Raw genomic sequence first — 14,799 nt, forward strand, 5'->3', positions numbered from 1 at the left:
CCGCCACATCTCTGCTTAGCGCCCAGTTTTCCTCGGACCACGACGATGTCCCGATTTTTGGGACTGGGTTACTGGCGCGCGCCGACCTCTCAGATTTTCGGGAGATTGGGATGCGCTTGGACCGGACACATCGTTAGAGCAGGTGTCGGAGGAGTCGGGTCTGGCCTGAGCCTTCCCCATCAGTCCCAAGTTGCGCCTGAGCTGTGCTTCGCGCTCCTCCTTCTCCCTCATCTCCCGGAAGACTCGCGGCTCCCATTCCTTCACCGGCGGACTGGGCGATACGTTGCTGCCACCCTCGATTGCTGTTCGCGCGACGATGGGGTGGCCGATGGCATTGATGAAAAACGGAACTCCCATCCGACGTAGCGCTTCGATCTGGTAGCTCTTCAGTTTTCGGCCAGTAAGGGTGGCGAGTTCGTCTTTCGTCAGGAACATGTCGCTCATGGCGCTCCTATGGGTTGAGTGTATGCAGCCGCGCCTTTTGGCGGGTGTTGCTATTAGCCAGCTCCAGCGGATGCTCTATTTCCGGAAATCCCACCAGAGGAATGAAACGCCGAGCCGTCCCACACTGCGTCTGTAGCGAGAAACCCACCACAAGACCGGACGCCAAGTCTACTTGAAGATGGTCTTTCCGCAGCTCGGGAACGTGGTCCGGGGGCGCGCGTCATCCTCGACAATTTTTTTACTGCTGAGGAAGTCGAATTGTTCAGTGGGTAGCACCTGGGTGACAAGCCATCCGGAAATTCACGCTATACCCAAAGGGAATGGTCCCAACTAACTTGCAAGGATTGCATCACATGAAGTATTTATATCGCTTTCTCAAACGGTTCAATCTGTTCACCTCGACAGTGCGCAGCGTCTCCTGGTGGGTGGCTGCCATCAGCCTGGTTGTCGGCGTGAGCACTCCGACTCCGCTTCCCCTTCCACCCCTGCCCAGCAGCACTGCTACCGCGGAAGCTGGTAGCATGTTCAGCACGGTGTAGTATCGGTAGGCTTCGCGTACCGGCTAAGCATGAGCCCGTCGATGAGCACAAAATTGTGCCGGCGGAGGCCGGCGCAAAGTTGCGCTGGCTAACGGGCTGAAGTTCCAGCCGGTTGCCGCTCCAATAGGCAGGTCGGCTCTATATTGAGCTGACCTGATGCGGTAGGTTTGGCTGACGGCTGAAATCTCAGCCGCGAGATTCGAGCATGGTCGAAACATGCGCAGCTCAAAATTGAGCCGCGAATACGTCAGCACAGAATTGTGCCGACCGCCGCTGATCAGGGAGGTTTGGCTGACAGGTCAAAGGGGGTGTCAGTTCGACATACCCCCTTTACCGGGGTGCGGCTAAAATCGGCTTCGGTATCCAGCATCTTCGCGTGGCGGGCCGCTCCACGCTCAGTCCAGAGTGTCAGATTGCGGGTGCGCTTCGGAACTGCGTCAGGATCACTGATGCAGTTCTTGAAGTCCCGGAGGGCCTGCCCTTCGAGCTTGTAGAAGTGAGTTCCCTCTACGAGCGATACCCCTCCGTACATCACCGCAGATGCATCACCGGCGTCAGGTGCCAGTTGCCAGCGCCACCGTCCACGCCCGGCATTTCGTCCACCAGCCGGGCGATCATGGCCACGTCCTCCGCGCGCACGTCGGCCCCAAACATGTCGCGCCAGGCGACCACCGCGCCGTTCGCCATGCCTCAATGCGCCTGGCTGGCTTCGTCCAGCTGGCCGCGCGCCTCCTCGGTCAGCGCGCGGATCGTGCTGGCGAGGCTCTGGGTCGCGCGCTCGTAGGTGATGGCTGCCATAGTGTTCCTCTGTTGTCGTGCGGTCATCATCGCACTAGCGCGGCCAGGGCGGCACATGCATTCCGAACTGTTCGGAAACCGTTTCGAAACTCCAGGCTGAAAGCACGCTAAGCCATTGATCGGAAAGCACTTTCTAGTTGCTATTCTGTTCAGAAACTCTTTGTCTTCATTGGCCAAGTCACTGCTCGTGATGCTGTTGCAAATCGGGGCGATTGCGCCCGACCTAGAGCCGCATCAACGCTAGCCAAGGTCGATGGGCAGAATAGCGCCCAGGAGGCCAATGCAAACGAATACGTGGGGCCGGCGCGACCACCGCCGTGCCGAGCTGATAAACGACGTCCGGCGTGTGGACGTGGACCGCCGAGCTGTCGCCCAGTTCTTGGCCGAAGTCGGCGTGCCCTTCCCAGTGATATGCCGGGTGATCAATGAGCCAACTCGCCGGCGCACGCTTACTGATCTGCCACCCTGAGTCGCCGCAGCCGAGCTATAGTATGTCCGACGAACCGCCATCTGCCAGATGACAATGATGATGCAGCAGCGTGTACTGCTATGACAAAACACATGTTTTGGGAGATGCTACGCCAAAAGCTACGCCGTTCGACTCATGTTGATCCACATAAACTGGCGTATGATGAGCTTTTCCATCAAGGGCATTCAGGTGAACTTTACTTCTGGTCCAGACATCGAATATTGGCTTAATCAGCTGAAGCTTATGCAAATGATGAGGGAGTGTGAAGCACCAAGATTCCTGAAGCCATTTCACTTGGCAACGCTAGCGCATATTCTGCGTCAGGAGGGTGTAGGGGCGCTCGCGCTGCCTAAGAAAGTCGGTGACTATGCCGACACAATGCAGCTCTGGGATGCCCTTGAGATTACGTCACCCTTTGGCCCCAAGAACCGCCAAGCGGCGGGGCGGTACTACCCAATTCAGCTCCTCCGTGACGAGACTCTTATAGAAGAGTCAGCTGATGCCTTGAAGGAGCTTTTTCAGTCGGTATGCGATAGCCCGGAAACGTTAGACGGCGTCCACACGATGCTGCGCGAACTCATCGGAAATTGTTTTGCACACTCAGCGGTGAAAGACGGATTGTATGGTGTTATTTGCGCACAAGTTTGGCAGGGCGGGCGTAAAGCACAAATCGCGCTGTGTGACTCTGGTATCGGGATACGCGCCTCACTGTCCGAAAATGCGCTCTTGTTGGAAAAGCTGCAACACTCGAACAGTTGTGATTTAGCAACCGAATACGGCATCACAAGCAAACCTGGGAAGGGCCACTCTGGCTACGGATTGGCCGTTGCACGCGGCCTGCTCCAGCAAAACTTGGGCATGCTGTACGTTCGGTCGGGCAATGAGGTTTTCAGAGTCTGTCGTGGGCGCGCTAGTAGCGCGACAGTTGCAGATCAATGGGCTGGTACGTTGCTTGTGATAGAGTGGGACCTTGACAACCCTGTTGACATCTCAGCTTTATACGATAGTTTTCCGTTACCAGAGGGTGCCGATGATGACGACTTCGACTTTTAATGTAGACATAGCTCAGATAGCGTCCGAGTTGACGACTCGGCCTGTTGGTGCAGCAGCACGTCATCAGCTTTTGGCGCTCTTGAACGAGCACACTTCCCTTCACATTGACTTTCACCACCGAAGCCTTACCCCTTCTTTTGCTGACGAGTGCATTGGCCAACTTGCCGCTCAGTTGGGACTTGAGCCGTTTAAGCATAGAGTTAAGTTGAAAAATCTAGCTGCGGCAAGCAAGCCGCTTGTGAAGCATGTGATTTTGACCCGCTGCCATGCGAACTCGGCTTAATCGACCTCAGTATTATGTTACAGGGTCGTGCCCTTACAAACTCAGCTCAAGTTCCGCATGTGCGGACGATTGGACCAAAATGACCTGCCCCGGCTGTTGAACGATTTCGCGGGACGGATGAGCTAGTGAACCGCATCGCGGCGGCGCCGTTATGGAATGTCGTGCCCACGACCGCGTGTCCGCTCTTCGCCGCGACGGCGGCATGCTCGTCATCGACGACGTCCACTGGGGATATCAGCCGTGTTGGGCGAAGGGCAAGATCCCGGTCGCGATCAACACGCGCCGCGAGAAGATCACTGGGGAGTACTGGGCCGGCTTGCTGAAAGTTGGCTGTGTCATCGTTCCCGCCGATGGCTGGTACGAATGGACCGGTGACAATGGCGAAAAGCAGCCGTGGCATATCCACCGCGGCGACGGCGGCGCGCTGTACTTCGCCGGCCTGGCGGGCGCCACGCGACCGGACGACGAGCACAAGCCCGCTGAGGGCTTTACGATCGTCACCGACGACGCCCAGGGCGGCATGGTCGACGTGCACGACCGGCGCCCCATCGTCTTTACCGCCGAGGACGCGAAAGTCTGGCTTGACCCTGAGACCTCGCCCGAACACGCAGAGCAACTGGCGCGCGAGGCCGCGCTGGGACCGGAACAGTTCGAGTGGTTCCGCGTGAACCGGGCCGTGGGCAATATACGCAATCAGGGCCCTAAATTGGTCGAACGCGTGGACTGACCCGCCAGCGCGACCGTGCTGCAGACGTTGTACTGCACGGCCCGCTGGACAGGCTGGCCAGCTGTGCCCAAGTGAAGTCAAAGCATGGAAGGGAGGAAGCCAGTGGGAGAAATGAACAAGCAGCAGATATGCGCTGCCTTGGGCGTCAGCGAGTCGACGATCAGGCGGCTTGAGCAGGCGGGTTTGCCCTATACACCGGTAGGAAAGCGTGCAAAACGCTACGACCTTGACGAGTGCAAGACGTGGCTGAGACAGAATGAGTCTGCGCTAGCCGGCCCGGCAAAAATCTTGGGTCCGGCAGCAAGGATCAAGCCTGCGGACCCTGCATTTCTCGAGTCATGCGGCCGGATGCGGCTGCGCGTAACGCCCAGTCCCAAGTAGTCGCAGGTGTCTCGAGCCGGGCTAGTGTTTGTCACGGTATCCTTCTGTCCACTTGATGACTTCGACCGCGCGGTAGAGCGGATGCGTGCGGCCGTTCTTAGTTGGCAGCCGAATAGCCTTAGGGAAACTCGGCAGGCAGGCCATGCGCTCCCGGACAGTCTGCGGATCGCGCTTTAGGTAAGCCGCAATGGTCGCGATGTCCCACAAGTCGATAGACAGGGGGATGACAGGTTTCGTGTGTTCGGCCAATGCGGCGGCTAGGCGGTCAATAAGGTCTGCGTCTGACATTGCGGGCTCCTCTATATCACCCGCCTGCGGTCGCTGGCGGTGCTGGGAAGTGTCCGCCGGCCCGCACGGGTATGGCAATAGTGCCCTGTACGCGACGATGGCAGACATCAGCAGGGTCTGTAATTCTCACCATGCCTCCCGGTGTCCCAATGTCGACTGCATGCTCTGTTGATTGTGGGGCGAGTACGCAGCCTGACGCTTCTCTTGAAGAAGTTTGTCGACGTACAAACTGGCTATCCCTCCTGGCGTAACAATCACTCGGCTCGCGCAGCGAACGAGGCCTTCCTACGGACTTTGATTTACCTTGATGACTTCCTACGGTCTTTGAAACACCTTGAAATACCTTGATATACCTTGATGTCTACACCTTGCTCTTTTCGAACATTAGCCTTGCGCTGCTCACTTTCTCCTTTAAGCCTGCATGCCAGGCTCCAGTGTTAGCCGTGTGCGCACGCAGACGCATGCGAAAAATCCCAAACAACTCGGCAGACTTCTGATGTCGATAGACGGGTAGTACGTAGTCATGTTGCTCTAGTAGCGCTTCACCGCCGGGCAGGTTGGTTCCGACCAAATCTTGAGCGATCCAGTTAAGGCTGGACTCCTCTGGATCAGGGCCATCCACGGGAAACAGAATCTCCGCATCTGGCGATGCTGACTCGAATAGGTAAGCGGCTTCCTGGATCAGCCCCATTTCCTGCAGAATACTGACCCGTTGGAAAAATGGCCCGCCTCGATTATCGTCCTCACCTAGATGTGCCTTAGTTACTTCTGTGGACCATGAAACCCATGTATTTGCATCAGTAAACCCAAGATAGACCATGCTGCCGACGTCCCGGCAAACTTTCTTCTCGTATTTCCGGTAGTAAACGTCCCGCGAGATCCCTCCATCTGCTGCCAGGTTCTGGGCATGGTAAAGCTCAACGAACAGGCGAAGGGTCATAACGTCCTGGGTCTGGCGAACCCGATGCACGACCGGTTCCTCTCCAGCCAGCGGAATAACGATGTTCTTCGGCAGCCAGATCCTGTCTTCGGAGATATTCAGCTTGTAGCGCGGCCGGGCCTTAGTGGAACTCTCCGCCAGTGTGATCAGTCCTGCCTTTAGCAGTTGTTCAATGGCTGGCTTGGCACGCTCCCACCGAATGCCGCCATACTCTTGCACAGAGTTGGCGGACCAGGCCGTGGTCTGGTTATCCCGACCCGTCCCGCATGCCAGAACTAAAAAGGCAACGGCCGAATTTAATCCGACCCCGCAAGCTTGGCGCCACTCAGCCAAGCCGATAGCAAAAAAACCTGTCTTCATAGCGTTCCCTCAAACGCACCTTAAAGCTGGAGGCAATGCCAGGGTGGTAAGGGGACCACCTTTTCGCCCGCTAAAGCTAGGCATTGCCAAACCTTCATGCCGGATACCGGCCAGTGTCACTCTTCTGTATTCTGCGCTCGAGTATGCGCCTTGTCTTCAAGAAATGGGTCAGAACCGCGGCACACTTGATCAGGACTACTGCGCGAAGCTGCTCATTCTCGGCAGATTTTTGCATTCCGGTGCACAAGAGCTCCTGGCTGCGATGTCAACGGCAAGCCGCAACGCTTGGCGCGCTTGGTACTCGGCCCGCTGCAGCTGTTTGTCGCTCCTGTCGCCGATCGCCGCTTTCTCGGCATCGCGCCAGAGCTGCGCGTAGTGGGCGATCCGCTCGATGGCGGTAGCGTGCACGACGGCGCTCATGCGTACCTCCGAACCGCCGGGCGCAGCCGCAGCTGCTCGACCACCGCCGTCGGCGCGGGCATAGCGGCGCCCAGCATCCGGACGGCCGCCGTGGCCAGCTGCAGGAGCTGCTTCCGCTCGTTGGCCGCCATAGCTGGGCCCGGCCCGTGCACCAGCTGCATGCAGACGTCGAACGTGAGCGCGGCGAACTCGGCGCTGGAGGTGCTGACTGCACAATTTTCTGCAATCAGATCGCGGGGGCTCATGTCCGCCTCCCGGTCGTGGTGGCCTTTCGTGCCTGGGTCACGATCGCCAGCACCGGGCGCTGCGCCGTGGCCGCCAGCACAGGAACCGCGGCCGGCCCGCTGTCGACCAGCTGCAGGGCGGGGCGCCGCGCCCGCCGCACGCGGTCGAACTCGTGGCGCAGAATCGCCAGCACATAGCGCCGGCCATCCGCATCAATCGCGTCGAACATCTGGGCCATTCGCTCCCGCTGGCTCATCGCACACCCCCATTCGTCCCCGCCGCGGCTGTGCGTGCCCGGTCGTTCAACAGGTCGACGCTATCGGACGCGCGGTTGCCCAGCAGTCGTGCGGATGCTGTAGCCAGCAGCAACAGGCGTTCCCTCTCCGTGTTGCTAAGTAGTGGCTGATCTTCGCCTCCCCAGCTACGCGCGTGCAGCGCCAAGTCGGTCGTATGCACCAGCTGCAGGCAGGTCTGCACGCCGTTGCACACGTCCAGCACCAGCGCGGCGAAATGTGCATCCCGGTCGTGGTCGCCCACGTTCGGTACCCACGAGAATGGCTGATGGATCGGTCGGGCTTCCGCCGTCGGCTCGGCATTGCTCTCCGGGGCGTTCATGGTTGTTCCCCGGTTTGGGGTGCCTCATTGTAGCGGGCCGCCCGCAGCTCCACGTGGTCGCGCATCTGCTCGCAGATCGTGGCGGCCATGATGACCAGCTGGCCCTCGGCCGTTGCGCTGAGCGGCGGCAGGCTGCCCGCCACGCCTGGCTCGTATTCGTCACGGAGTGCGCCATTGCTGGCGACGATTCGCAGCACGACGCCCAGGCCGCTGAGAATCTGGTGCGCGCGGTTCAGGTCCTGCATCAGGCGGCCCGCATCGTTGGCGGCCGCGATCGTCTCATCAAAGAATATGCCGCACTCCTGCTCGAGCACGTGGACTGGACGGGCGCTCATTGCCGGCCCCCTGCCATGTCAGCAGCGATGATATCGAGCATTTCGTCGGCCTCGTTGGCCAGCTGGCGGGCCAGCCACAGCAGATTGTCCTGCTGCGCGGGCTGGAGCCGGGCGAAATGGGGATCGTCCACCCCGCCGATCAGCTGCAGCAGGCCGCTCAACTGGCTGCTGCGCATGCTGGCATGGTTCAGCGCCTCGCCGCGCTTGACCAGTTGGATGCCGTAGGGTGTGTCGACACCCCCGACGTATTGTGATGGCTCAATGCCATCTTTTTCCCCCACTACCGATGTTTTCGTGTTAATGTTCGCTTCGTGCATGTGTCTCTCCTAAGGGCGCACTTGTCCACACCGGTCAGCAACGTCTCGCACACGTTCTGGCCAGCAACTCCCGGTACCGCCGGGCGCGGTTGCAAAGAAACTCAAGGGGTCAGCCTGCCAGCTGGCCCTTTGTTTTTCTGGTCTTTGTCTACGTCATATCTGCCTTGTCTATGTTGGCTTCGGCCGTTACCTCGCGCGCTGCTCGTTCTGCTGTGCGATCTGAGTCTGCTGGTTCATTCGTTCGCGAAGAATGGCAACCACCTGGCCGTTCATGGACCGGTCGTTTCGCGCGGCGTCCTGCTCCAGCCAATCCCTGACGTCCGGCGGCAATCTCAGCTGAAACTTGATCCCTTGCATGATGCGGCTCCTCCGTGGTGATGTTCATCCATGATATGGCTCAAAGCCATCATCTGCAAGGCATTTTTATGGCTCAATGCCATCATTTCGTAAATGGCTCAATGCCCTTATGCTGTCTTTATGGAAACGGAAAAGACGCCGCGCAACCCGCAAACAGCCGACAAGTACATCGTGCGGCTGCCCGACGGCATGCGCGAGAAGATCAGCGAAATCGCCAAGAGCAACAAACGCAGTATGAACGCGGAGATTGTGTCCATGTTGCAACAAGCGATGGACGATCGGGCCAGCAGTGTGGCTGGGGCATCGCTCGACATCGACGCACTTGCCGAAGCGCTGGCATCGAAGCTTGCAGCCCGATTAAAGGACACACCATGAACCTGCTGCCAGCCGGCCTAGCTTTTGCGATTCTTTCCGGGTTCAGCGTTGCCGCGCCAGCCGCAGCGCTGAGCCAGGCGACCTACCTCGCTTGCATGGGAGCGCAGCCTTGGTGGGAAGGAAGTTGGGGAACGGCGGCGCGTGGGGTCAGCAACGACCAGGCGAAAACCACGATTAAGCTGAGTGCGGACAAAACGACCGCCACGGTCGTGCTCCCCAGCCTTGGGGAACAGGTCTTCGAAATCAAGGCCGACGAAGAGTCCTACCACGGCGGGAAGGAGATGAGTCAACGTGCATTAGACGGGGTGATCAGCAGCGCCTACATCTCCATCAATCGGATTACCGGTAGCACGCGCATCGGCTTCAAAGTGACGAACTCTCCGGCAGACGGAGGCCGGTGGGCATTTTCAGGCTCATGCGAGCCAGCTAGCGCCAAATTCTAGCGCGCCACATCGCTGACTGGCATGGAGTTCGAGCGCGAATCGCTGTATCGGGACGTCTGGGCGCAGCCAATCGCAACGCTGGCGAAGCGGTTCGGCATTTCAGATAACGGCCTCCGGAAGGTTTGCATAGCACTGGCGATTCCGCTGCCAGCACGAGGTCACTGGGCGAAGGTCGCGGCGGGCCACTTACTTCCTACCCCTCCCTTGCCGCCCGCAACTGGGCCGACGCGCTTCATGAGCCGGTTGGCCGCTGCTAAGGTGGCGTCGCCGGCACGTGTTGATGACTGGCTGCTGGAGCGTCTTGCCTTCGAGGCACGTCCCGAAAATGCCATCATTGTGCCGACGGCTCTCGTGAAACCCCACCCCTTGGTGAAGGCTACCGCGACAGCCGTACGCGCGGAGATCGCACTGTTGCAGCGGGCCCGGGATCAGGTACCCGTTGTGCGCAAGCCTGGCGAGCCCTGGGTAATGCCCAGAAGACGCGATATAGCTTGGCTTGACTATGAACGGCGCGGGGTTATGGAGCTAAACGAGAGCCTGATTCCTATGCGTGTCTCGATCGAGTCGGCCGAACGGGCGCTGCTAATCTGGGATGCACTACTCAAGGCATGCACGGCGCGTAGCATGGTCATTGTGGCTGCTCCCCGCCAAGTAAAGATCAGCGATGGCCAAGACGACGTTGGGTTGCGCATGTCGGAAAAGGTTGACCGAATTACCCGGCCAGCGCCGTGGGGTAGCGGCGAGGAGACCGCAAGGCGAAGCGCTACCGGTACCCTACGATTGTTCGCTATCCATTTGGGCGAAGCCAAGTTCCAAGATACCCCCGAGCGCCCGCTTGAGCTGCAGCTAAACGACGTAATGGTGTGGGTCCACCGCTCGATCGCGTCGCAACGCGCCGGGCGCGCGTTAGCTGCCGAACGGCGGATGCATGAGGAAGCGGCTGCTCAGGTGCGGGAGCGAGAGCGCACCGCTGCGGCGGAGGCGGCCCGAGTGCGCGAGGAGGAGGAGCGGCGACTGAAGGCTGAGCAGAATGCGATCGCCGAGCGGGAGCGCGTGCTGGTAGCGGAAGCGGGCGCCTGGCGCGATGCGATGGCAATCCGTGCGTACGCCGCGCATGTTGAAACTGCAGCGGTTAGTGGAGCTATCCTAACGCCGGTGCTCAGGCAATGGCTAGCGTGGGCCGACTCAGTCGCCGCGCAACTGGACCCTACAAAGGAGCGCCTCGGGATGTCCGCAGGGGAGCGGCCGCCCGAAAGCGGCCTATAATTGCTGGATCGACAACGGAGGACGCATGCACTACGACCCGATTCAGCTGGGCTGGATGATCGCTATGGCCATCAACTACTGGCTCTGGTCACGGGAGAAATAGCCCAGCCTCTCGCTGCCGGCGCCGCTCCTCCGTCTCGGTGCCCAGAAGCGCCGCCGGCGGCAACAGGGGAACCTGGCCCCGCGAGCCTGGCAGCATCGGCGGCGGCTTCATCAGCAGCGCGCGCGGCACGTTGAACGCTCGGCTGGCCTGCTGCCCGACCAGGATTTCATTCACAGACGGCTGCACCAGCGCTGCATACCCGGGGATTTTCGGCAGCATGCTGACCCCGGCATTCAGCAGCCGCTCCGCCGTCACAGCAAACGCCCCGCGCGTGTTCGAGTTGTTCACGGCGCTACCGGCTGGCTGTACCTGCTCGTACCGGGCCACGCGCCCGATTGCCTTGATCTGGGCGATTTCGGCCGGCTCGAAGAACAGGCGCAGCTTTCTGTCCCCGATCGCGTTCAGCGCCTTGTTGTAGCCGGCCTGGCTGAAGTTCGCGCCCTCGTCAGCGGCGCCGTTCAGCGCCTTGCTTTTCAGGTGCCCCAGGATCTGCTCGCGCACGGCCGTCATCGCTTCCGGGCTGGCCTTGATCGAGCTCTTCAGCTTGGCGACGTCCATCACGTTCGCCTTGCCGCCCTGGCCAAGGATGAAGCGCTGTACGAACTGGTCGGGCTCGATGCCGTCGCGCACAGCCTGCAGCGCCGGCGTGCTCTCGACGATCTGCATCCAGCTGCGGTTCATCGCGCGGGCCTTGTTGAATGCGTCGATCGCCTCCCGCCCGACGTTCCCCGTCTGCGCGCCGGCCACCGCCCCCGGCACCGTCAGCTGCTGCCCACCGAATGCCTGCGCCGGCGGCGCCTGCTGGAGCAGTGGCGTATCGTCCAGCGCCTGGCGCACAAGGCCCAGGGCGTGCCGGGCGTTGCCGTCGGTGCTGCTGCGCTGGATGCGGCCGAGCCCGGTCTTGAACTGTTCCGCGATGTCCACCGTCAGCGGTGTCTCCCCGGTTGCAAACGCGTTGAGCTTGTTTCGGATGTCGGGCGTCAGGAAGCTCTCGACGTTCGCGTCGTTCAGCAGGTCGCCGGCGCGCTGCGTGAAGGCGTGCGGATCGAGCGCGGCGCTACGGCCGGCCGAATCGCGTGCCCGGTCGTACAAGCTGCCGATGACCTGCTGCGCCCTGGCGTTGCGGTCGGCCAGCGCGCCCATGATGCGCTGCGCGCCGTCGTACGCATCCGGAGCGGCAACGGCGCCCAGGTCGTCCAGCCCCGCCGTGAGGGCGCGGTTGTTCTGGTGCTCGACCTGCGCCAGCTCCTGGGCGGCCCGGTCCTTCAGGTTGGCGCCGACCTTGGCCAGGTTCTTCTGTCGCGTGAAGATGCCCGGATCGTCCGCAAGCCCGGCCGCCGTCGGCCTGGCTCCGGTCAGGCGGTAGTCGACGAGCCGGCGCACGGCCAGCGGCGAGGCCTGGCCACCACCGCGGACCACTTCCGCTACATCGGCGCGGATGCGCTGGGCAACACCGGCCGGTAAGTCGTCCAGCTGCATGCCGGCGCTTTCCAGCGCGCTGTTGATGGTGCTGTCGATGCGGCCCGGATCGATCTGCGGCCCGCGCCCTGCGACACGTGCGGCGGCCTGGCCCACCCGTCCTGCGGCTCCCAGCGCGAACGGTGCACCGACACCCGCCACGATCGAAGCCAGCATCTGCTCCCCCGGGGTGCCTCCGGCTTCGCGCGTGTATCCGCCGGCAGCGCCTGCTGCAGCCGCGCCGGTGAGCTGCTTTGCCGGGCTGGCCGCCAGCGCCCGCCCGACTCCCGCGGTGATCCCGGTGCTGCGGCTGGCCAGCGACGCCCCCAGCCCGATCGGCAGCACGCCGCCGGCTACCGTGCTGGCGATGTCGCCAACGATGCGCTCGCCGGCCGTCTGCGGCTTGGGCAGGCCCACCAGGTCCGCCAGGGCAACGCCGGTGTCGGCGCGCGGTGCGTTGCCGAAGATTGGGCTGGCCAACGTGCGCAGCGGGTTGCCGATGATGGTGTCGAACGTCCTTCCGAGGCCCTCGATCGTGTGCCGCGCAGTCAGACCGCCTTGGCGTGGCAGGTCTGCGATCAGGTCGCCCACCCCTTGCGGCCTGGCCGTCGCCACCGACGCCGCACCGGCGACCGATCCGGAGAATTTCTGCGCCATCTGGTCGTACTTGTCGGGTGCGTCGCCAGCGTCGGCCGCCGAGCCCCCGAACTTTGCTGCGAGCTTGTCGTAATCCGGCATCACTTGATCCCCGTGCTGAGTTTGAAATTGTTCATCGCTTTGCGATCGGGGAAGGTGTACGTCTTCCCGTTCGGCGCGGTCACCGTGAACTGCTCGGCAGCCATCGGGTTCGGCACTGTCGGCGTGTCGTGGCTGCCGCCGCGGCCGTTGATCTGGCTGCGCAGGTTGTTGCGTACGTTCTGCGGCGCGCGCTGGGCTGCTGCGATTTCCTGCTGCATCTGGCTGACGGTTGCCTCATAGGCTGTCTGGCTCTTCGCCGTGCTCAGGATCTCGCGTGCGTGCTGCATGTCGCTGACGGTGGCCTTGCCGCCGCGCGCCATGGCGCCAGCGTAGGCGGTCGCCAGGCCAATATTGGCCGTCGCGAACTGGCTCATCGCCGGGTCGTTCGTCTGCGTGTCAAACATGACGTCTGCCTTACCGAACGGCAGCAGCCCGGAGCGTGCCACGTTGCGGCTCGCCTGGATCGCCAGGGGCGCCAGTTCGGCGGCTTCGGATGCGGCGTTCTCGATACGAGCGCTGATCGTGCCGGACGTGCGCAAGCCGGCCTTCTGGCCCTGATAGTCGGCGTTGATCGAGGCCAGGTCACCGCCGGTCAGGCCCTTCTCGACGGCTTTCTGCGCCACACGCGCGCGCAATTTGATCAGATTGGCAGCCCCCTGCGCGCCGCGCCCGAAGTTCTGGTACACGCTCGTGTCACCGCTCAGCGCCTGGTCGGCCAGCACGTCGAGGGTCGCGTTGTCGATCGACTGTTCACCGCCCGAACCCATGCCAGCTGCAGCGCGCGCCGCGAAGCGCCGATCAACAGCGCGAGAGTCGGGCGTCTGCCTTTTCTGGAACAGGCGCCCCGGCTGCGCCGTGTTTTTGTCGTACAGCTCATAGGCATCGCCCAGGTCTAAGCTGGCAATGTCAGGCTTGGCCCCGTACTGGCTGACTTCCTCGCGCCCATCTTTGTACGTGATCACGCGAACTGGCTTGCCCTCATGCGTGGCGATGTCAATCCGGTCTACCTGCGGCTGAAACTTGGCCACGTCTGCATAAATCTTGGCGGCCGATGCGTGGTCGCCCTCACTCGCGTAGATGTCCGCCCGCGCGAGCATTCGCTGCACGGCCTGCTGCGTCGCATTCTGGCGTGGCACCGCTCCGCCCTGCTGAATCGTCGGCGGCAGGAATGGTAGCTGCTGGCCCGCTGGCGCGGCGCCGTCATCCTGGCGCTTCGGCAGTCCGGGCAAGCCGGGCAATCCTGCCAGCAGCGCCGTCGTCGATGGGAATTGCGCACCATCGTCGGCGGCAAAAATCGAAGCCGGGCCGGGCGGCGCGCCTGCCGCCATCGGCTGCGGTGCACTGCCGAATACGCGCTGCGCAGCTTGATCGGCGCTCATCCCCTGTCGGGACAAGGCCATGATTTGATTCAGCCGTACAGGGTCGTAGCCGCTCATGCCGGCGGCGCTGGCGGCCGAGAAAGCCGCCTGGGCTTCACCATGGCTGTAGGGCGTGCCGTTGTAGGAGGTGTCGAGGCCGCCAGCGCCGGCTGCTTGCGGCGCGTTGTCGCGGAGCTTAGGCACCCCGTCCAAATTCTGGAGGCGTTCGAGAATGCGCGTATTTCGCGCATGCTCGCCTTCGGCATCCTGCAACTTCAGACCGTACAGCTTGAACTGCATATCCTGCATCTGCTTCTGCCGCTGCTGGTCAAGGTAATCGTCTCGGCCTTGCTGGAAGGCCTGCGCGCCCAGGCCGAGCGCTTGCATGGTGTTGACCGGCAGGCGCGATGGACCCGATGCCTGCATCATCTTCGTGCCCATGGCCAGCAGCCCAGCGCTCACTTCGGGGCTGGCATTGCCGGAAAGGATATCCGCGAGCAGTCCCAT

18 protein-coding genes are annotated in these 14,799 nt (G+C 61.9%); 5 read left to right on the forward strand and 13 right to left on the reverse strand.

Going from position 1 to position 14,799, the window contains the following annotated elements; translation table 11 throughout:
- Positions 1-15 precede the first annotated feature (15 nt).
- Positions 16-444, reverse strand: a complete 429-nt coding sequence (locus E7V67_006215; GenBank protein WUR14700.1) for a DUF4224 domain-containing protein — start codon at positions 442-444, stop codon at positions 16-18.
- A gap of 1,070 nt (positions 445-1,514) precedes the next feature.
- Entirely contained in the window at positions 1,515-1,670 is a 156-nt protein-coding gene (locus tag E7V67_006220) for a hypothetical protein (protein WUR14701.1), read from the reverse strand.
- 739 nt (positions 1,671-2,409) lie between these two features.
- On the opposite strand from E7V67_006220, the gene E7V67_006225 reads away from it, so the two are divergent.
- Both E7V67_006225 and E7V67_006230 read left to right on the forward strand, forming a co-directional pair.
- A complete protein-coding gene (locus E7V67_006225; protein WUR14702.1) occupies positions 2,410-3,303 on the forward strand; it encodes an ATP-binding protein in 894 nt (297 codons plus the stop codon).
- Between the two features lie 485 nt (positions 3,304-3,788).
- Complete coding sequence (locus E7V67_006230) at positions 3,789-4,313, forward strand: SOS response-associated peptidase family protein (GenBank protein ID WUR14703.1); 525 nt, start codon at positions 3,789-3,791, stop codon at positions 4,311-4,313.
- 402 nt (positions 4,314-4,715) lie between these two features.
- On the opposite strand, the gene E7V67_006235 is transcribed toward E7V67_006230, so the two are convergent.
- The 9 genes from E7V67_006235 to E7V67_006275 form a co-directional block, all read right to left on the reverse strand.
- Positions 4,716-4,982 carry a hypothetical protein gene (locus E7V67_006235; protein ID WUR14704.1) on the reverse strand — a complete coding sequence of 89 codons (267 nt, stop codon included), beginning with the start codon at positions 4,980-4,982 and terminating at the stop codon, positions 4,716-4,718.
- 361 nt (positions 4,983-5,343) lie between these two features.
- Positions 5,344-6,282, reverse strand: a complete 939-nt coding sequence (locus E7V67_006240) for a hypothetical protein (protein ID WUR14705.1) — start codon at positions 6,280-6,282, stop codon at positions 5,344-5,346.
- A gap of 195 nt (positions 6,283-6,477) precedes the next feature.
- Positions 6,478-6,702: a hypothetical protein gene (locus tag E7V67_006245; GenBank protein ID WUR14706.1), complete on the reverse strand. Its 225-nt coding sequence runs from the start codon at positions 6,700-6,702 to the stop codon at positions 6,478-6,480.
- Positions 6,699-6,947: a hypothetical protein gene (locus E7V67_006250; GenBank protein ID WUR14707.1), complete on the reverse strand. Its 249-nt coding sequence runs from the start codon at positions 6,945-6,947 to the stop codon at positions 6,699-6,701. The genes E7V67_006245 and E7V67_006250 overlap by 4 nt, the downstream gene beginning before the upstream one ends.
- Positions 6,944-7,165: a hypothetical protein gene (locus E7V67_006255; protein WUR14708.1), complete on the reverse strand. Its 222-nt coding sequence runs from the start codon at positions 7,163-7,165 to the stop codon at positions 6,944-6,946. The genes E7V67_006250 and E7V67_006255 overlap by 4 nt, the downstream gene beginning before the upstream one ends.
- A gap of 14 nt (positions 7,166-7,179) precedes the next feature.
- Positions 7,180-7,542: a hypothetical protein gene (locus E7V67_006260; protein WUR14709.1), complete on the reverse strand. Its 363-nt coding sequence runs from the start codon at positions 7,540-7,542 to the stop codon at positions 7,180-7,182.
- The gene (locus E7V67_006265; GenBank protein ID WUR14710.1) at positions 7,539-7,877 is read right to left on the reverse strand and encodes a hypothetical protein; all 339 of its coding nucleotides are present in this window, start codon (positions 7,875-7,877) and stop codon (positions 7,539-7,541) included. Before E7V67_006265 ends, E7V67_006260 begins: the two co-directional genes overlap by 4 nt.
- A complete protein-coding gene (locus E7V67_006270) occupies positions 7,874-8,194 on the reverse strand; it encodes a hypothetical protein (protein WUR14711.1) in 321 nt (106 codons plus the stop codon). Before E7V67_006270 ends, E7V67_006265 begins: the two co-directional genes overlap by 4 nt.
- 186 nt (positions 8,195-8,380) lie before the next feature.
- Positions 8,381-8,551, reverse strand: a complete 171-nt coding sequence (locus E7V67_006275) for an Arc family DNA-binding protein (GenBank protein ID WUR14712.1) — start codon at positions 8,549-8,551, stop codon at positions 8,381-8,383.
- A 120-nt stretch (positions 8,552-8,671) separates the two neighbouring features.
- On the opposite strand from E7V67_006275, the gene E7V67_006280 reads away from it, so the two are divergent.
- The 3 genes from E7V67_006280 to E7V67_006290 are packed head-to-tail and all read left to right on the forward strand — an operon-like array spanning position 8,672 to position 10,635.
- Positions 8,672-8,926, forward strand: coding sequence for an Arc family DNA-binding protein (locus E7V67_006280; GenBank protein ID WUR14713.1), 255 nt, complete (start codon positions 8,672-8,674; stop codon positions 8,924-8,926).
- Positions 8,923-9,369, forward strand: coding sequence for a hypothetical protein (locus E7V67_006285; protein WUR14714.1), 447 nt, complete (start codon positions 8,923-8,925; stop codon positions 9,367-9,369). Before E7V67_006280 ends, E7V67_006285 begins: the two co-directional genes overlap by 4 nt.
- 21 nt (positions 9,370-9,390) lie before the next feature.
- Positions 9,391-10,635: a hypothetical protein gene (locus E7V67_006290; protein ID WUR14715.1), complete on the forward strand. Its 1,245-nt coding sequence runs from the start codon at positions 9,391-9,393 to the stop codon at positions 10,633-10,635.
- A gap of 88 nt (positions 10,636-10,723) precedes the next feature.
- On the opposite strand, the gene E7V67_006295 is transcribed toward E7V67_006290, so the two are convergent.
- A complete protein-coding gene (locus tag E7V67_006295; protein ID WUR14716.1) occupies positions 10,724-12,934 on the reverse strand; it encodes a hypothetical protein in 2,211 nt (736 codons plus the stop codon).
- The gene (locus tag E7V67_006300; protein WUR14717.1) at positions 12,934-14,799 is read right to left on the reverse strand and encodes a hypothetical protein; all 1,866 of its coding nucleotides are present in this window, start codon (positions 14,797-14,799) and stop codon (positions 12,934-12,936) included. Before E7V67_006300 ends, E7V67_006295 begins: the two co-directional genes overlap by 1 nt.

The sequence above is a fragment of the [Empedobacter] haloabium genome (assembly GCA_008011715.2).
In the GTDB taxonomy this organism is placed as follows: Bacteria; Pseudomonadota; Gammaproteobacteria; order Burkholderiales; family Burkholderiaceae_D; genus Rugamonas; species Rugamonas haloabia.